General features: G+C 41.6%; 14 protein-coding genes. 10 read left to right on the forward strand and 4 right to left on the reverse strand.

From position 1 onward, the window contains the following. Window positions 1-18: 18 nt before the first annotated feature. Complete coding sequence (locus tag V7K49_RS23570; RefSeq protein ID WP_335207746.1) at window positions 19-1578, reverse strand: AAA family ATPase; 1560 nt, start codon at window positions 1576-1578, stop codon at window positions 19-21. Window positions 1579-2339: 761 nt separating this feature from the next. Between V7K49_RS23570 and V7K49_RS23575 the strand changes: the two genes are divergently transcribed. Then, window positions 2340-2567, forward strand: a complete 228-nt coding sequence (locus V7K49_RS23575) for a hypothetical protein (protein ID WP_335207747.1) — start codon at window positions 2340-2342, stop codon at window positions 2565-2567. 154 nt (window positions 2568-2721) lie between these two features. On the opposite strand, the gene V7K49_RS23580 is transcribed toward V7K49_RS23575, so the two are convergent. Beyond that, on the reverse strand, window positions 2722-3636 hold the full coding sequence (locus V7K49_RS23580; protein ID WP_335207748.1) for a hypothetical protein: 915 nt from the start codon (window positions 3634-3636) through the stop codon (window positions 2722-2724). Window positions 3637-3958: 322 nt separating this feature from the next. On the opposite strand from V7K49_RS23580, the gene V7K49_RS23585 reads away from it, so the two are divergent. The 4 genes from V7K49_RS23585 to V7K49_RS23600 all read left to right on the forward strand — a co-directional run bounded on the left by V7K49_RS23585 (window position 3959) and on the right by V7K49_RS23600 (window position 7192). After that, window positions 3959-4093 carry a hypothetical protein gene (locus V7K49_RS23585; protein WP_335207750.1) on the forward strand — a complete coding sequence of 45 codons (135 nt, stop codon included), beginning with the start codon at window positions 3959-3961 and terminating at the stop codon, window positions 4091-4093. Window positions 4094-4211: 118 nt separating this feature from the next. Continuing rightward, window positions 4212-5267 carry a tRNA 2-thiouridine(34) synthase MnmA gene (gene mnmA, locus V7K49_RS23590; RefSeq protein WP_335207751.1) on the forward strand — a complete coding sequence of 352 codons (1056 nt, stop codon included), beginning with the start codon at window positions 4212-4214 and terminating at the stop codon, window positions 5265-5267. A gap of 196 nt (window positions 5268-5463) precedes the next feature. After that, window positions 5464-6609, forward strand: coding sequence for an ImmA/IrrE family metallo-endopeptidase (locus tag V7K49_RS23595; protein ID WP_335207752.1), 1146 nt, complete (start codon window positions 5464-5466; stop codon window positions 6607-6609). Next, on the forward strand, window positions 6581-7192 hold the full coding sequence (locus V7K49_RS23600; RefSeq protein ID WP_335207753.1) for a hypothetical protein: 612 nt from the start codon (window positions 6581-6583) through the stop codon (window positions 7190-7192). The genes V7K49_RS23595 and V7K49_RS23600 overlap by 29 nt, the downstream gene beginning before the upstream one ends. Window positions 7193-7194: 2 nt before the next feature. On the opposite strand, the gene V7K49_RS23605 is transcribed toward V7K49_RS23600, so the two are convergent. Next, window positions 7195-7848: a Uma2 family endonuclease gene (locus tag V7K49_RS23605; protein WP_334870841.1), complete on the reverse strand. Its 654-nt coding sequence runs from the start codon at window positions 7846-7848 to the stop codon at window positions 7195-7197. A 193-nt stretch (window positions 7849-8041) separates the two neighbouring features. On the opposite strand from V7K49_RS23605, the gene sat reads away from it, so the two are divergent. The 5 genes from sat (at window position 8042) to V7K49_RS23630 (ending at window position 15174) form a co-directional block, all read left to right on the forward strand. Continuing rightward, complete coding sequence (gene sat, locus V7K49_RS23610; protein ID WP_335207754.1) at window positions 8042-9220, forward strand: sulfate adenylyltransferase; 1179 nt, start codon at window positions 8042-8044, stop codon at window positions 9218-9220. A gap of 218 nt (window positions 9221-9438) precedes the next feature. After that, window positions 9439-11538, forward strand: coding sequence for a caspase family protein (locus V7K49_RS23615; protein ID WP_335207755.1), 2100 nt, complete (start codon window positions 9439-9441; stop codon window positions 11536-11538). Window positions 11539-12122: 584 nt separating this feature from the next. Continuing rightward, window positions 12123-13043 (forward strand): DUF2382 domain-containing protein, encoded by a 921-nt coding sequence (locus V7K49_RS23620; protein ID WP_335207756.1) that lies wholly within the window; start codon window positions 12123-12125, stop codon window positions 13041-13043. A gap of 171 nt (window positions 13044-13214) precedes the next feature. Further along, window positions 13215-14096: a YsnF/AvaK domain-containing protein gene (locus tag V7K49_RS23625; protein WP_334870833.1), complete on the forward strand. Its 882-nt coding sequence runs from the start codon at window positions 13215-13217 to the stop codon at window positions 14094-14096. A 163-nt stretch (window positions 14097-14259) separates the two neighbouring features. Next, entirely contained in the window at window positions 14260-15174 is a 915-nt protein-coding gene (locus tag V7K49_RS23630; protein ID WP_334870831.1) for an ion channel, read from the forward strand. A gap of 21 nt (window positions 15175-15195) precedes the next feature. Here the strand turns inward: V7K49_RS23630 and V7K49_RS23635 are convergent, their stop codons facing one another. Then, complete coding sequence (locus tag V7K49_RS23635) at window positions 15196-15390, reverse strand: hypothetical protein (RefSeq protein WP_335207757.1); 195 nt, start codon at window positions 15388-15390, stop codon at window positions 15196-15198. Between the last annotated feature and the right edge of the window lie 128 nt (window positions 15391-15518).

The raw sequence follows: 15518 nt of genomic DNA on the forward strand, positions 1-15518 counted from the left end.
TTGACCACTCTTCATCTGTTAAACTGCTTGAGTACATAAGTAATAAAAAATACTTTTAATCTCCCGGTACACCAGATCCCAAATGGGTTCTATACTCCACTGTTCACCTCTTCCTTGTAAAATTACATCACCAGCTTGCTCAAAATTACTAATTTCTACATAGTGATAATAAGCCTCTAAAGCGGTTAAAGCATCTGTGATATTTTTGACGGCTGCAACTCGTTGCGTCCAAAATTCTGCGGCTTTTCGGTTTACTAAATCCCATTCTTCACTGATTAACCTTAACCGACTGATAGCTTCATCACGAATTACAGGATGCAGCCAGTATTGTCCTTTTTTCGCTTCTATTAAAGACAAATCTTGCAGAGCTTTAATTACACCTCTACATTTTTGTTCTGGTACATCCCAAAGCAAACATAAAACTCCCTCAATAGGTAATGATGTAATATCTTGATAACGATAGCATCCTAAACGACACAGGAGACGATAAGCTTCTAAGTCATTTTCTTGGAGACGGGTAAATTGACTGGCGACTAAATCTTTTAACTCTCTTTCTATTAATAAATTTGTACAGTTTTCCTGCCAATAGGCATGTATGTCACCAGAAAAATCTGTCAATATTGCTCCTCGGAGAATTTGCATTGCTTTGGCGTTACCTCCACAAGCTTTGCACATTTCACTGAGAATAGTAGAATCACAATTGATGTGGCGACGGCTAAAAAACTGTCGCCACGCTTGATCATCTAAACCTTCCAGTGGATAGAGATGAACCTCTACACTTGACTCCCGCAAACGCTCACGACTCGTTACTAAAGTAACTGAATGCACATCTTGATCTGCTAATAGTCTCAATAGTTCAACATAAGGGCGACGAGATTCGAGAATCTTGCCATTTTTATCGAGAGCAGTTTCTAGATTATCGATAAATACCCCAATTTTAGAAGTTTGTTCTCGGAGTTTGCGCCGTAGTCGTTCTAAGCTGATACCAAAATCGCATCCAGGTTCTTCGTTAAAGTATCGCCGCAGCCATTCCTCAACCACACTCTCCACAGGAGTGAGGTTTTGGATTTCTGTGGCCATCCACAGTTCCAGTACAAAATTAAACTTTTGAGTTTTAAAATACTTACGTGCTAAGGTGGTTTTACCAACGCCGCCTTCACCCTGGATGAGAATAACTTTTGCTCCCCGACTGACAAGGGTGTGGAGATCGGCTATTTGGCGATCGCGCCCCACGAAGTTAGAATCTAAATCTTGAGGTTTAGTGCCATAAGTCACTAGATTTGGAATATGGGGGATTTTTTGCGACTGTTGCGTTGTTTTAAACCCCTGAACGACGCTTTGGAAGGTAGATTTTGAGACTTTCTCCCCTAGCACTTTTGATAGTAAATGCCAAAGTTCTGCACCAACTGCTTTTAAATGCGCTTCAGTGTAACCACGGCTATTGGCAATATCCTGGTAAGTCCGCTTTTCATCCTCCCACAAATGACGCAAGATAATCCTTTGAGTTTTATCTAAGTGTTCTCCCGTCGTGAGAAAAACCAAGTTATCTAGAAACTCTAAGGCCTCTTCTGCACCCATTTGCTAACTTATGTATCATTTGTAATTTATTATAACCATATTTTTACTACTTCTTCCTACCAGTCATACTACAAAATACTTTTTCCTACTCGGTAGGAAACTAACTTTATCCGACTGCAAAGCATTCTGGGCTGTCTTACTATTGTAATTAATACAGGCGAAGTTAAGTTAAGCGCTAAGAAAAGGTGGTTGAGGAGAGATTTTACCAGCGCTACTACTGCAAGCTTAGTAAATCACAGATATTATTTGTTCCTCTCCCATATTAATGACTCATGAAAGTGGTGTCTACTAAACAGGCAGTAGCTATTAACTAATTAGATTCTGTAGAGCGTATTTACAAGTAAATATGTAAGTCTTTACCCTACAGGAGGTTCAATGATGTTAGACAAAGATTGTCATCATGATTGCAATCAAAATCACTGCCCCTTTGCCCAAGATACACGTAATCCCAATAGATATGTTTGCCTCAAATGCGGTGTTGAGCGATAAATAAATAAGTATCCCTCTGGTTTTGGCTCATTTTTGCTGCTGTTGTTGGGCTTGTTTATTTAGTTCCAACTATTAGCTAACTATGAAAAGCAAAACGAGCCACAAAGGCAACAACAGTCTTTGAATAATTCACCAAATCAGGCAATTATTCACTAGTAAAATTAATCTTCAGACCAGGCATAATTTCCCATGACCTCGTTTTAAAAATGGGAAATGGGAAATTAAAAAGAATATTCACTGCTAAAAATTCAGCTACTTTCGTAAGTAAAATTATGGATACAAATCAGGATACGCTTCTATTTCGCTTTGCTTCCAAATCTTTGAAATACTTCTTGTTGGTGCTATTTGGGATTGCGCTCGCCTACGTTTTATCCAGTGGTTTAGGTATCTCACAAATCATCCCCATACTGCTGTACCTTTTACAACAGTTTTTGCTTCCACTAGGAATTATTGTGTTGTGTTTAATTACAACAGCAATAATTCTTGAATCCCTGCGTTAAGAATCCAGGGAATGACTCAATTTTGGATTTTGGATTTTAGATTAACCTCATACCTTCATGTAGTTGCTCTGGGAGAGGAATTTGGGATTTTAGATTTTTCTTTCAATCCAAAACCCCAAATTCAAAATCTAAAATTGAATGACTACTAACTTATTTACTTTCCGTAGTAAACCCTGGCATTACCATATCCTATATGTCGCAGATATTTATTCCATTCCTCAGCTTGGAATCGCTCAGGGAAAGGCCCTACTGCTACGTGTGGCCCTCGTGGTTGTGTCTTTTTGTGGACTCCGCCTCGTCCTAAATCTTGGCTATATAGGGCTATATTCTGCCTAATTTTTTCTGTGATCGCAGGTAACTCTTGTTGAGTGGTGGGAATGACGACATAATATCTAGAGGCTTGCTTGGGAGGATTTATATTACTGCGATCGCCTACAAAGTCTCTATTACCTGCATCTATTTCCTGTCCGTTAGCGGAGCTGATCCGTACATTAGAAATGCCTTGTGACTGTAGCTTTCTGACCAGTTGTTGGGCGTTAGATACTCTGTTAAAAACTCCTGACTGAATTACATTCCGTCCTTGGAAGTTGCGAATGTAAGCACTGGGTTCAATCCGACGGATTGCTTGTAGCGTCTGGAAATCACTACTATCAACGTAAACTAAGTAGCCCTGAGTGTTCTGGTTATATTGACTAAGTTGTGCAGGTTGAGACGGCTGAAAGTTCTGCTCAAATTGATTGTTTTGTACTGGTTGAGAGGGCTGAAAGTTCTGCTCAAATTGATTGTTTTGTACTGGTTGGGAGGGCTGAAAGTTCTGCTCAAATTGATTGTCCTGTACTGGTTGTAACTGCGGTGATGGCTGTTGACCAAAGGGAATTGGCGGTGGCGGTAAAGTTTCACCTGCTTCTTGAGCCAGTAGCACCTTGTTGTGGATTTGTGCTTGTGCTGGGGTAGAGTTGGGAATCAGCACTAACCATCCTCCCACTAACAAGGGGAGAAGTCTAATAGTGGGTTTCCAACCCTCAGAACTTCGGTGCAGCATCTGAAATGGGATAAATTGACTTGGCATTCCTCTCGACATAAGTAGTTAGAAAGTAGTCAAAATATTTCTAGGCAATTTCCATTAGGAACTAATTAGTTCACGTTGTAGCAACTATAGCGCTTCTCGTTTCTATACAATACACTCTGACCTCACTTCCATTCCTTTCTCCTAAAAAGAGAAAAGCTTTGAATCTTACTCCCCAACGCTACAAGGGTTGGGGGTTAGGTATATATTGGACTTCAGCCCAGAGGCGCTATATATAGCCTTAACGTCAAATTAGCTCATGCTGCGTGGCAAAAAATACATCTGTAACTAATCTTAGATAAGGGTGATGGGAGAGTGTACAGCAATGTCTACGATGGTCACTGAGCGGCTGGTGAGCATCTCGGCTTCTCTACGAGACGCTACGCGAACGCTCAATGGAGCCGCAGTCGAACCATGTCGTATCCCTACTCTTAAGCAAGCTAGCAAGAGCGTCTCGTAGAGAAGTGCGGGCTACACCTACGCTAATTCAGTTACTTTAAAACTGAAGTGCTTTACTAGCAAGGCTTTGAAGAGTGTGTGCTACAATGGTACAACCACGCATATCGTGTCGTGTTTGTATGAAAAAAGTCGTCGTTGGTCTTTCTGGTGGCGTTGACAGTTCCACCGCCGCAGCTATCCTGCACCATCAGGGCTATGAAGTGATTGGTTTGACTCTTTGGCTAATGAAAGGCAAAGGTCAATGTTGCTCTGAAGGTATGATCGACGCGGCTGATATCTGTGAACAATTGGGCGTTCCCCATCAGATTGTGGATATTCGGGATCTCTTTCAGACGCATATTGTCGATTACCTGGTGACTGGTTACAGTGCTGGGATCACGCCTTTGCCTTGTTCTCAGTGCAATAAAACAGTGAAGTTTGGGCCAATGGTGCAGTATGCCCATGAACAATTGGGATGCGATCGCATCGCCACTGGTCATTATGCCCGAATTAGCTATGATGAAGCAACTGGACGTTACCAGTTATTAAGGGCTGTTGACCGCAACAAAGACCAGTCATACTTCCTCTATGATTTGTCTCAAAATTTGCTTGCTGCAACTATATTCCCTCTCGGCGAACTAGAAAAAACTGACACCCGCCGGATTGCGACTGAATACGGACTGAAAACTGCTGACAAACCAGAAAGTCAAGACTTATGCTTAGTGGAAAGTAACGGTTCCATGCGGGCATTTCTGGATAAATATTTGGCTCCCAAAACAGGCGATATTGTGGATATGACAGGCAAAGTTTTGGGACAGCATGATGGTGTCCATCACTACACCATTGGCCAGCGTAAAGGCTTGGGAATTGCTGCTGCCGATCCGCTGTATGTGATTGAATTAGATGCAGAAAATAATAAGGTAGTAGTAGGCGATCGCACTAAGGTAACTCAGCCAGAATGCACTGTAAATCGGGTAAATTGGGTTTCTATTGCCGAACCATCTACCCCAATTCATGCCGAAGTGCAAATTCGCTATCGTTCAACGGCTACACCAGTGACGGTGATTCCGTTGGAAAACTCCCGTGTGCGTTTGGTATTTGATGAACCCCAAATCAGCATCACTCCCGGACAAGCGGCGGTGTGGTACGACGGTGAAAAAGTCTTAGGTGGCGGAATTATTGAACAGTTTAGTTGAATCTCACTCCTATTTTGGCTTCTGCTAAAAGTACCCCTTCTCATCAGCGAGGAGGGGTATTTTACTGCTAATGCTGCGTATAATTTTCCTTCTATTTTGTATCTTTTACGATACTCGTGCTATGATTTACGGTACTATTCCATGCACAATTCCAGCAAGGAATGTTACAAATTAGAGTTTCAAGGCTGTCTGTGCTATGTCTTTTGACCTTGCCCTGTTTAGCTCCAAACTCAGAAGATGCCGGGAGCAATTTGAAAAGTCTCTTGTAGAAGTCACAACAGCCACAGGTATTCCTGAAAACATTCTGACTGCTCTGGAAAATAGCGAAAGGCAACCAACAGGTGATGAAGTTTTGATATTTGCTGACTATTACCTGTGTGATTACCAGTTTTTTATTTCTAACGAGCGAGTAGCTGCGTTTGATCAAACAGAAACTTTGTACCGAAGATATGGAGAGGAATTTTCAAAAGAAGACCGATGGGCAGTACAAGAATTCTTATTCTTATGTGAGTGTGAAGATTTTCTGTTAAAACTAATTCCAACACATATTTATAAGCCTTTTAGCTTTATTAAAAGAGGTAACTATTACATAGGACATGGAAAAGAGGCGGCAAAGGCACTGAGAAAACATTTAGGGTATGCCTCTAATGCAGTTCGCATGGATGTTTATGAAGATTTTCGGTCTTTGGGGTTTCATATTTTTCGTCGCCAATTGGGTAATTCAAACATCTCTGGTTTATTTATTAAACATCCCATAGCAGGCAAGTGTATATTAGTTAACTGTAGTGAAGATGTTTATCGGCAGAGATTTACTGCTGCTCATGAATCGGCTCATGGGATTTTGGATGAGGATCAGGAATTTGTTATTTCTTTGAAAACAGACAAAAATAATTTAGTTGAAGTAAGAGCTAACAACTTTGCATCCGATTATTTAATGCCACCAGAATTTCTACAGATAATTCCAGATTATCGAAGTTGGACTCCTGAAAAAGCTATTGAATGGGCAAGTCAACTTAAGGTCAGTACAGAAGCATTAGCTAATGCCTTAAAAAGCGCCAATTTTATATCTGAAGATGTTGAAAGACGAGTAAAAGCCGTAAGAGTACCAAAACATTTGAAAGTTGATCCAGAACTGCCTGAAAGCCTATCATTCGGTTCTCGCCAACGTCGGCAGGAGCTATTAAAAAGAGGTTTGTCAAATTTCTATGTTGGGCTTTGCTTTGACGTGTATGAGCAGGGTTTTATTTCAGGAGGTCGAGTAGCGGAAATGCTTCTAGTTAGCAAATATGAATTAACAGAAATAGCAAGTATCTATGGGAGAACTATTAGGTATGGGGATTGATCCATCAAATTTTCATAAATATAACGTTATAGATACTTGTGCTATTTGGAATATTCTTTCCTCTAAACTTCTGTATACAACGGCTAACAATGCTGGATGCTTATTCTGTTGTACATATTTTTTTTATTATGAGTGCCTATACAAGCCACGTGCAAATCCGAAGCAGGCAGAAATAGAATTGCAAAATCGTTTTCGTCAAAAATACGAAAATGGAAAATTTAAATATTATCATTTAACTATTGAAGACCTTCAAGATGTAGAAGTTCTTCAGGTAAGAAAGAAAAAAGATAAAGGGGAACTTGCATCTATTGCTTTTGCAAAGAAAACCCGTCAAGCTTTTCTCACAGACGATAGAGGAGCTAGAATAGAAGCTGCTAAGAGCATGAATAGTAAAATGGTACAGACCACACCTCATTTACTAGCTTGGTTGATATTTATCAACTATTTGAGTGATAGTGACTTGCAACCAATAATCGACGAGCATAAAAAATCTGATAGACATCTTGAAAAACACTTCTTAGATGCATACAAAATAGTTTTGGAATATAGATTAATAGCTTTAAACCCTAAAATTACCGAATAAAATCAAAAATTATTTCTATCAATAGTTCCTTCAAACTCTTTCAAAGCTTGTACAGTTCCTACTTGCCAAGCTCGTTCAACTGTAGCGACAATAATTTGAGTTAGAGGGATATTTGGAAAGTTAGGACTGTGAGCAGATTCAATGTAATGTCCATCCCTGAGTAAATAAATCCTCAGTTTTTTACTATCGTAAATCCATAGTTCTGGAACTGCGATCGCTTCGTAAGCATCAAGAGTTGTTTTTGATGTCACATCTGTTTCAATTGCCAAATCAGGAGGCGGATCATCTGGTTCTAGTTTGCGACGACCAATCATTCTTTGGTAATTCTGGATGTAGAAGCAAACATCTGGTTCTACCCCTGCTGTATTTTCCCGCTTGAAGGTGGTTGAACCGAAGGGTTCATAACTTTTCCCTGCAATTTTCAGCAAGATTTTTACAATATCCGAAATTAAGTCCTTTGATTTTTCGTGTTCGGGTAGAGGAACCATAATTTCTAACGTAGACTTGCTGTAAGCAACTCGTAGCGATCGCTTTTCCCCCAGTTCTTGCAAAATAGACTCAAATTCCTCCCAACTCATATCCTGGATATTCACTGTACTACCAGGTGCTAGCCGCATTTGGCTAACAGGTTTAACAACGGGGGATACAGCAGTCATAAGCATTTTCCTTATAAAGGAACTATTCTCAAACTTGAGGCGGGATTAGCTTTAGCGTAACCTAATCAGATCGCTTACAGGCTAGTTGCAAAATTTTCCTCCATTCTCCAAACTCTTTTTCTCTCAGTACCAGCATTTGATAAGTTAGTACATAATCTGAAACAATAACAGTTAATACAAAGAGGGGATTACGTTGAGTCAAAATTCAGATGCCATAGCCCCCCACGGTGGACAGTTGGTTAACCGGATCGCCACACCAGAACAAAGAGCAGAGTTTCTCTCAAAAGCTGACTTTTTGCCGCGAGTGCAACTTGACGATCGCGCCGTTTCTGATCTAGAAATGATTGCGATCGGTGCTTTTAGTCCGCTGACGGGTTTCATGAACCAGGAAGACTACGATCGCACTGTTACAGAAATGCGACTAGCTAACGGTCTTGTTTGGTCAATCCCGATTACACTATCAGTAAGCGAAGAAGTCGCTTCTCGCCTGAAAGAAGGCGACTTGCTCCGTCTGGATAACCCCGCCGGTCGGTTTATCGGGGTTTTGCAACTCACGCAAAAATACCACTACGACAAAACCCGCGAAGCAATAAAGGTCTACCGCACTGATGATGCCAATCATCCAGGTGTACAGGTACTCTATAACCAAGGTTTAATACATCTTGCTGGCGATATTTGGTTACTGCAACGCGAACCTCATCCCCAGTTTCCCACCTATCAAATTGATCCGGCTGCCTCGCGGCAAATGTTTCGAGAAAATGGCTGGAAAACCATTGTTGGTTTCCAAACTCGCAACCCCATTCACCGCGCTCATGAATATATTCAAAAGTGTGCGTTGGAAACAGTAGATGCGCTCTTTTTACATCCGTTGGTAGGGGCTACAAAAGATGATGACATTGCTGCCGATGTGCGAATGCGCTGCTATGAAATTTTGCTAGAACACTACTACCCTGATGACCGGGTGGTTTTGGCAATTAATCCAGCCGCAATGCGCTATGCTGGGCCTCGTGAGGCAATATTCCATGCTTTAGTCCGCAAAAACTACGGCTGTACTCACTTTATCGTCGGACGGGATCATGCTGGCGTCGGTGACTATTACGGCACTTACGATGCTCAATACATCTTTGACGAGTTTGAGCCAACTGAATTGGGCATTGTGCCGATGAAATTTGAACACGCTTTCTACTGCCTGCGTACTAAGCAGATGGCAACATCTAAAACCAGTCCCAGCAAGCCAGAGGAACGCATTCATTTATCGGGCACAAAAGTCCGGGAAATGCTGCGGCGCGGTGAGTTACCTCCACCAGAGTTTACCCGTCCAGAGGTGGCGGCAGAGTTGGCACGGGCAATGCGGATAGAAGTACCTGTCTAGGGCATTGGGCATTGGGCATTAGTCATTGGTTATTAATTCTTCTCCCTTACTCCCTTACTCCCTTACTCCCTCATGTCCCCTTGTCCCCTTGTCCCCTTGTCCCCACTCCCCACTACCCACACTTTGATCAACAAGCAAACAGCATAAACTGTAACTTTACAATACAGAGTTCAGCCCTGTAAGCTTCTAGCTGATGGGCTGAGGGCTGATAGCTAATTATGAAACGGCGCACGTTTTTACACAGAATTGGCTCAATACTCGCGGTATTGGGGCTGACTGAAGCTGAGTGGTTGACTTTGGGAAATCGCTATTATCAGGCTTTGGCAGAACCCAGCCCGCGCAAGTTGGCTTTATTAATAGGTATTAACCAATACCCAAAAATTCCAGACCTCAGTGGTTGTCTGACGGATGTAGAACTACAAAAAGAACTTTTGATTCACCGCTTTGGTTTCCTAGGGTCAGATATTTTAACCTTAACTGAGGAAGAAGCTAGCAGGGAATTTATTGAGGCGGCTTTTTTGGATCACTTGGGCAAGCAAGCTAAACCCGATGATCTGGTCGTATTTCACTTTAGCGGCTATGGCAGCCGTGTCAAATTGGAAACATCGCCAGAACCAATGCAAAATGTTCTGGTGGCAGCCAATGTAAGTAAAAAATCACAAGATGAGAAAATAGTCAACTATATATTAGAAGAAACTCTACTGCTATTATTGCGATCGCTCCCCACAGACCGAGTAACAGCAGTATTAGATACTAGCTTTTATGCTCATAGCACAGTATTAGGATTAAAAATTCGCACCCTTGAGGAGTCAGTAGCAAAGTTAGCAGCAGAGGAACTCGACTTTCTCAAACAACTTAAAACTCAAAATTTATCCAGCACTCCGATTGTTTTAGCAGCTACCTCAAATCCAAAGCAGTCGGCGAGAGAAGGACTCTTTTCTGGTTTTAGTGCCGGGTTATTTACCTACGCCTTGACGCAGTATTTGTGGGAATTCACCCCAGCCACCACAATTCAAGTCGCCCTCTCCCACGTGGAAAATTCTCTATCTAAATTGGGTAGCAAACAGCAACCAGCGTTATTAAGTAATGAGAAAAATCCAGATGTAACGTCTCTACTACCAGACAGGATCATCGGTGCCCAAGGCGTGGTGAGTGCCATTGAAGAAGACGGCAAAACCGTGCATCTGTGGTTAGCAGGATTAGCTCCACAAGTGCTGCTATACTACGGAGTGAATTCTCGATTCACCCTAGAAACAACAGAGCAATTAGTATTGCGATCGCGGACTGGGTTAACTGCAAAAGCCCAAATTTATAAAATTGAAGGTGCAAATTCCCTCCAAGTTGGGCAACTCGTTCAAGAAGCAGTCCGGGTTTTACCCCGAAATATTAATTTAACAATAGCTTTGGATAATGGATTGGAAAGAATTGAGCGGGTAGACGCTACAAGTGCCTTTGCTGGATTTTCCCATGTATCCACCGTAGTAGCAGGAGAAAAACCAGCTGATTATCTATTTGCCAAGCAACAGGAAATTCCCAGTCATTATGGTCTATTTTCTCTTGGTGGCGAGCTAATTCCTAATACCAATGGGGAAGTAGGAGAAGCAGTAAAATTAACAGTACAAAAGTTAGCGCCAAAATTATCAACCCTGCTTGCAGCCAAGTTATGGCGACTTACAGAAAATCAAGGTTCTTCCCGCTTGGCTCTGAAGGCAACCTTAGAAATAATTAGTGAGATATCGCCTCGCGTCGTCATGCAGCGCCAAACAGCACGAACTTTCAAAACTGAAACTTCGATTAAAAAATCACTCCCCACTCCCGTTGTGCCTGTTGGTAGTCGAATGCAATATCGAGTGGAAAACCAGAGCGATAGCTCAGTATATTTAATCTTGCTGGGATTACACAATAATCATACAGCAATTGCCTTCTCCTCTTGGGACCCCCAAGAACCAAACACAGCGGACACCAAACCCCTCCTCAAACAAGTCGTCATCGCCCCAGCTGAAACCCTTACCCTACCCCATAATGCTGCTTGTGAATGGGTGATTTCAGGGCCAGCTTCTGAGTGCGAACAACAATTGATTTTTAGTACTGCCCCCTTTAGTGCAACTCTCGCCGCCCTGAACACTACTAAATATTCCACAGCCGAAGAACAACCGATTAGCCCATTGTTGAATCCATTAGACATTGCACAAGCCTTGCTACAAGACTTACATAATGCCAGTGCCCTCAAAACGGAGATGAATGGCACAGCAGCCGACTCATATATCTTGGATGTAAATAATTGGGCAAGTTTTAGCTTTAGTTTTCAGGTTGTGTAAACATAGAATTCATTAACTTAGTTGTGTATATAACAATTCATTTAGAAAATTGCAACAATCTGATCAGGCGATCGCTTCTGATGATAGAGTCTAACCTCACATAGAATTGGTATAAGTAATAAATTAGACTTTTCAAACAACCTCTAAGAAGTTGGGTATCTGAGTACTTTGAAAAATTTACCTTTTGATAAACTATGTACAGATCAATATGCTTGAGTTAGAGCCACATAAAATATATTGCGTAGGTTGGGGAGCCACTGCACCCTTGGAGTTTACCGACGAGCTTTGTAAATGGCGTTTGAGGAACAAAACCTCACCTAAACGGGCATTTGTTAGGTTTCATTTCGTTCAACCCAACCTACAATTATTTTTAACTGAACTGTATTAATCTAGAGATGCAAAATTGCACTTCATACCGCCATGCTTTTGTCTATTTACATGGTTTATCTGCCATCATCAAATATCTATAACTTTTGATTATTAAGCTTTTTAAATAATTCATTCGCTAGACGGAGGAAAATAAGTAGTTAAATGTCTACTTTATTTATTAGGAGATGGCAAGGAAATTTTTGAGGTAAAATATAATGGTTCTTTACAAATTAGAAGATTTTGAGCCTAACTATCGCGATGCCTTTGAAGGTCAGGATATTAAGGGACTTGGGGTTTATACACAAGGAAGTGATGAAAAAATTGGTAGTGTTACCGATGTTTTAGTGGATGAGGAAGGTCATTTCCGCTATCTAGTCGTTGACTTAGGCTTTTGGATTTTTGGTAAAAAAGTGTTACTACCAATTGGTCGTGCCCGGATCGACTATAATGTTGATCGCGTCTACACAATTGGCTTGACTAGAGAGCAAGCAGAAAATTTACCTGAGTTCAATGAACGCCAAACCCTTGATCATGACTATGAAGAACGGGTGCGTGGGGTATATCGCCAACCCACAGACTACACCCTTCCTGTAGAAGCTTCAACACCTGTAGACGCTTTAGCACCATTGGCTACACCTACGCCTACGCCTACACCTACGCCTACGCCTACGCCTACGCCTACGCCCACTTACACCCGTGATGACTATAGTTACGAACGTGAGCCTTCTTTGTTTGGGTTAAATGAGCAAGATAATCAAACTCTGAAATTGTATGAAGAACGGCTGATTGCCAGTAAACGACGCCAAAAAACTGGAGAAGTATCGATTGGTAAGCGTGTTGAGACTGATACTGCACGGATTGCAATCCCGATAGAAAGAGAGCGAGTTGTGATTGAGCGCGTAACTCCAGCAGATGCAGGTACTGCCGTTTCTGGGCGCGAAGCAGATTTCCGTGAAGGCGAAGTTGCTCGCATAGAACTCCACGAAGAAACTCCTGATGTTCGCAAAGAAGCATTTTTGCGTGAAGAAGTCAGAGTTAAAAAAGTGGTAGATCAAGAGACGGTTGAAACTCAAGAAACTGTGCGTCGTGAAGAGTTAGATGTGAATTCTGGTAATCTTCCAATTGAAGAACGCTAACTAAAATATAGTCATTAGTTACTAGCTAATGACTAATAATTAATTCGCCACAGTGCAGGTGGGGCTGTTAAATTAGCTTTACCTGTGCTTATAATAGCTGCGAATGAGCACTACATTTAATTTAGCTAAGTAAAAAGTAGTTCATAAACTTTGCATATGAATAGCCAACCGATGACCAAAAACATTGGACAGGCAAACTCGAACTCTCGCACTAGCACCTCACTAGCAGATTTGAAAAATAAGGTAAATAATTTTACTGTCATCGATAAGCAAGGTCAGCTAGTAGGAGTAGTTCATGATTTAATTGTGGATGCTAATCGTCGGCTAAACTTAGTTATATCTAACCAGGCGAATCAACAAACTGGAGAATATAATCAGCAATTAGGCGATAAACGTCCTTTTTTATTTCGATTGCAGAGCCAGAGAATCAAAAAAATCGACAAGCCGAGTAAATCTGTTTTCATAGACTTAAACAAATCAGAAATCGAGTATATGCCTGAATATTTAGAAACAGAAACACCAGGCGATAGCAACTCAACTGAGCAACTAGCCAATAATCGAATTACAAATAGCCCAGTTGAGGCAACAAATTCAGAAGAGGCTAGCGAAGAACAGATTATTCGTCTATTAGAAGAACGACTAGTTGTTGAAAGCAGCAAGCGGAAAGTTGGTGAGGTAATTGTTCGCAAAGTAATCGAAACCCGGATGGTGCAAGTTCCTGTCCGGCGTGAAAAGCTGATTGTGGAACAAATTAGCCCAGAACACAAACAACTCGCAGAAATTGATTTAGGACAAGAGGAAATTGATGGTATTGACTTGACCCAAGTAGAAAGACTTGAAGTTACACATTTTGACAGCGCTTTAACGGTAAGCGGCGAATTTACTTCGCCTAAAACTGCTAGTTTATTGTTGAATGCGATCGCACTAGAGCTAAATCACGGATGCAAGCTGGTGCGAGTGACCATTGCTGTTGAAGATGAGTCACACCAGAAAAAATACCAGGAGTGGTTTGACCGCTGTTCTAAAAGTCAATCAATAAAGCCAGAAAAATAAGTTTCTAGAAGATCAATTAGTAGGGTGAGTATTGCTCACCCTATTTTTTTGCTAATTTAAGAAAAGAAAGGTGAAGTTTCCATTCCCTTGGGGGTAAGTGGAATGTCTCCAAAGCAACTTAATTTACAATACTAAGCAGTTGGCGTTTTTTTGACCACTTGCAATGAAATTTCGACTGAAGAGACTTTCACCGAAGAAACGACAGCGTCTGATCCCACTTATTCAGATTCAAGTTCGAGATGGAAAATTTGAGATTATGGGTATGAATGTATGGCATTCATACTGGCGCGATCCCTACCATCTGCTGCTAACGATTCCCTGGACTGGCTTTCTGCTGCTGATTTGTACTTTTTATGTAACTATTAATGCTCTATTTGCCTTAGCTTACTTGATAGGAGGGGATTGTATTGCCAACGCCCGACCTGGCTCTTTTTTAGATGTGTTTTTCTTTAGTGTGCAAACCCTAGCATCCATCGGCTATGGGGCAATGTATCCTAAAACAACTTACGCCAACATTATTGTCACTATTGAAGCAATGATCGGTTTGGTGGGAATTGCTGTGATGACGGGATTAGCGTTTGCTCGGTTCTCCCGACCCACAGCCCGTGTGCTTTTTAGCCGTGTTGCTGTAATTACACCTCATGATGCGATGCCAACTCTGATATTTCGCACCGCTAATAAGCGTCGCAATACAATTTTGGAGGCGCAGATGCGAGTCTACTTAATGCGCGACGAAGTAACCATAGAAGGGCAGTTCATGCGTCGGTTCTACGATCTCAAACTGCTGAGGAACCAAACACCTAGCTTCACGTTAAGCTGGTCAGTGATGCATGTCATTGATGAGTTTAGTCCTCTATATGGGATGACACCAGAATCATTAACCCAAACAAATACTATGCTGATCATTTCTTTGAGTGGCATTGATGAAACCGTTGCACAAGTGGTTAATGCCCGTCATAGCTATGGTGCTAATGAGATTTTGTGGAACAATCAATTTGTCGATATCTTCTACCACGCACCCGATGGACATCGCTACATTGATTACAACCGCTTCCACGATGTTTTACCTTTAGATTAAAGGAGGTTAAATTCATGAAAGTTACTCGGAAGGCTGATTGAGTGGTGGTTGTAAGGGTTTAACGACAACCCGACCATTTTCAATTACAGTGCAACTTTTGACCACGCTCTTGCTGTGGTTAACTGGTACATCCTGGCACTGGCTTTGGTGGGAGATATTTTGCTTCTGTTGTTGATTGAGGACGACAATACAAGAGGCGCAGGAGGACAAGGACATATAAAATATTTTGATCTCTATATCTATTATCGCCCTACTGGTGCTGTTTAGCTGAAAAATTTGCCACCCATGTGTTTTGATAACTCAGGATAATAAGCAAACTAGCTGTGCGCCCCTAGCACCCCGAA

This window comes from Nostoc sp., from assembly GCF_036919675.1.
Taxonomy (GTDB): domain Bacteria; phylum Cyanobacteriota; class Cyanobacteriia; order Cyanobacteriales; family Nostocaceae; genus Nostoc.

Excerpts from the sequence above, each read along its gene's own strand:
- V7K49_RS23595 (WP_335207752.1), top strand. The coding sequence starts at position 5,464 with ATGTCTTTTGACCTTGCCCTGTTTAGCTCCAAACTCAGAAGATGCCGG.
- V7K49_RS23580 (WP_335207748.1), bottom strand. The coding sequence starts at position 3,636 with ATGCCAAGTCAATTTATCCCATTTCAGATGCTGCACCGAAGTTCTGAG.
- V7K49_RS23585 (WP_335207750.1), top strand. The coding sequence starts at position 3,959 with ATGTCTACGATGGTCACTGAGCGGCTGGTGAGCATCTCGGCTTCTCTA.
- V7K49_RS23615 (WP_335207755.1), top strand. The coding sequence starts at position 9,439 with ATGAAACGGCGCACGTTTTTACACAGAATTGGCTCAATACTCGCGGTA.
- V7K49_RS23575 (WP_335207747.1), top strand. The coding sequence starts at position 2,340 with ATGGATACAAATCAGGATACGCTTCTATTTCGCTTTGCTTCCAAATCT.
- V7K49_RS23570 (WP_335207746.1), bottom strand. The coding sequence starts at position 1,578 with ATGGGTGCAGAAGAGGCCTTAGAGTTTCTAGATAACTTGGTTTTTCTC.
- V7K49_RS23600 (WP_335207753.1), top strand. The coding sequence starts at position 6,581 with ATGGGAGAACTATTAGGTATGGGGATTGATCCATCAAATTTTCATAAA.
- V7K49_RS23605 (WP_334870841.1), bottom strand. The coding sequence starts at position 7,848 with ATGACTGCTGTATCCCCCGTTGTTAAACCTGTTAGCCAAATGCGGCTA.
- mnmA (WP_335207751.1), top strand. The coding sequence starts at position 4,212 with ATGAAAAAAGTCGTCGTTGGTCTTTCTGGTGGCGTTGACAGTTCCACC.
- V7K49_RS23625 (WP_334870833.1), top strand. The coding sequence starts at position 13,215 with ATGACCAAAAACATTGGACAGGCAAACTCGAACTCTCGCACTAGCACC.
- V7K49_RS23630 (WP_334870831.1), top strand. The coding sequence starts at position 14,260 with ATGAAATTTCGACTGAAGAGACTTTCACCGAAGAAACGACAGCGTCTG.
- V7K49_RS23620 (WP_335207756.1), top strand. The coding sequence starts at position 12,123 with ATGGTTCTTTACAAATTAGAAGATTTTGAGCCTAACTATCGCGATGCC.
- V7K49_RS23635 (WP_335207757.1), bottom strand. The coding sequence starts at position 15,390 with ATGTCCTTGTCCTCCTGCGCCTCTTGTATTGTCGTCCTCAATCAACAA.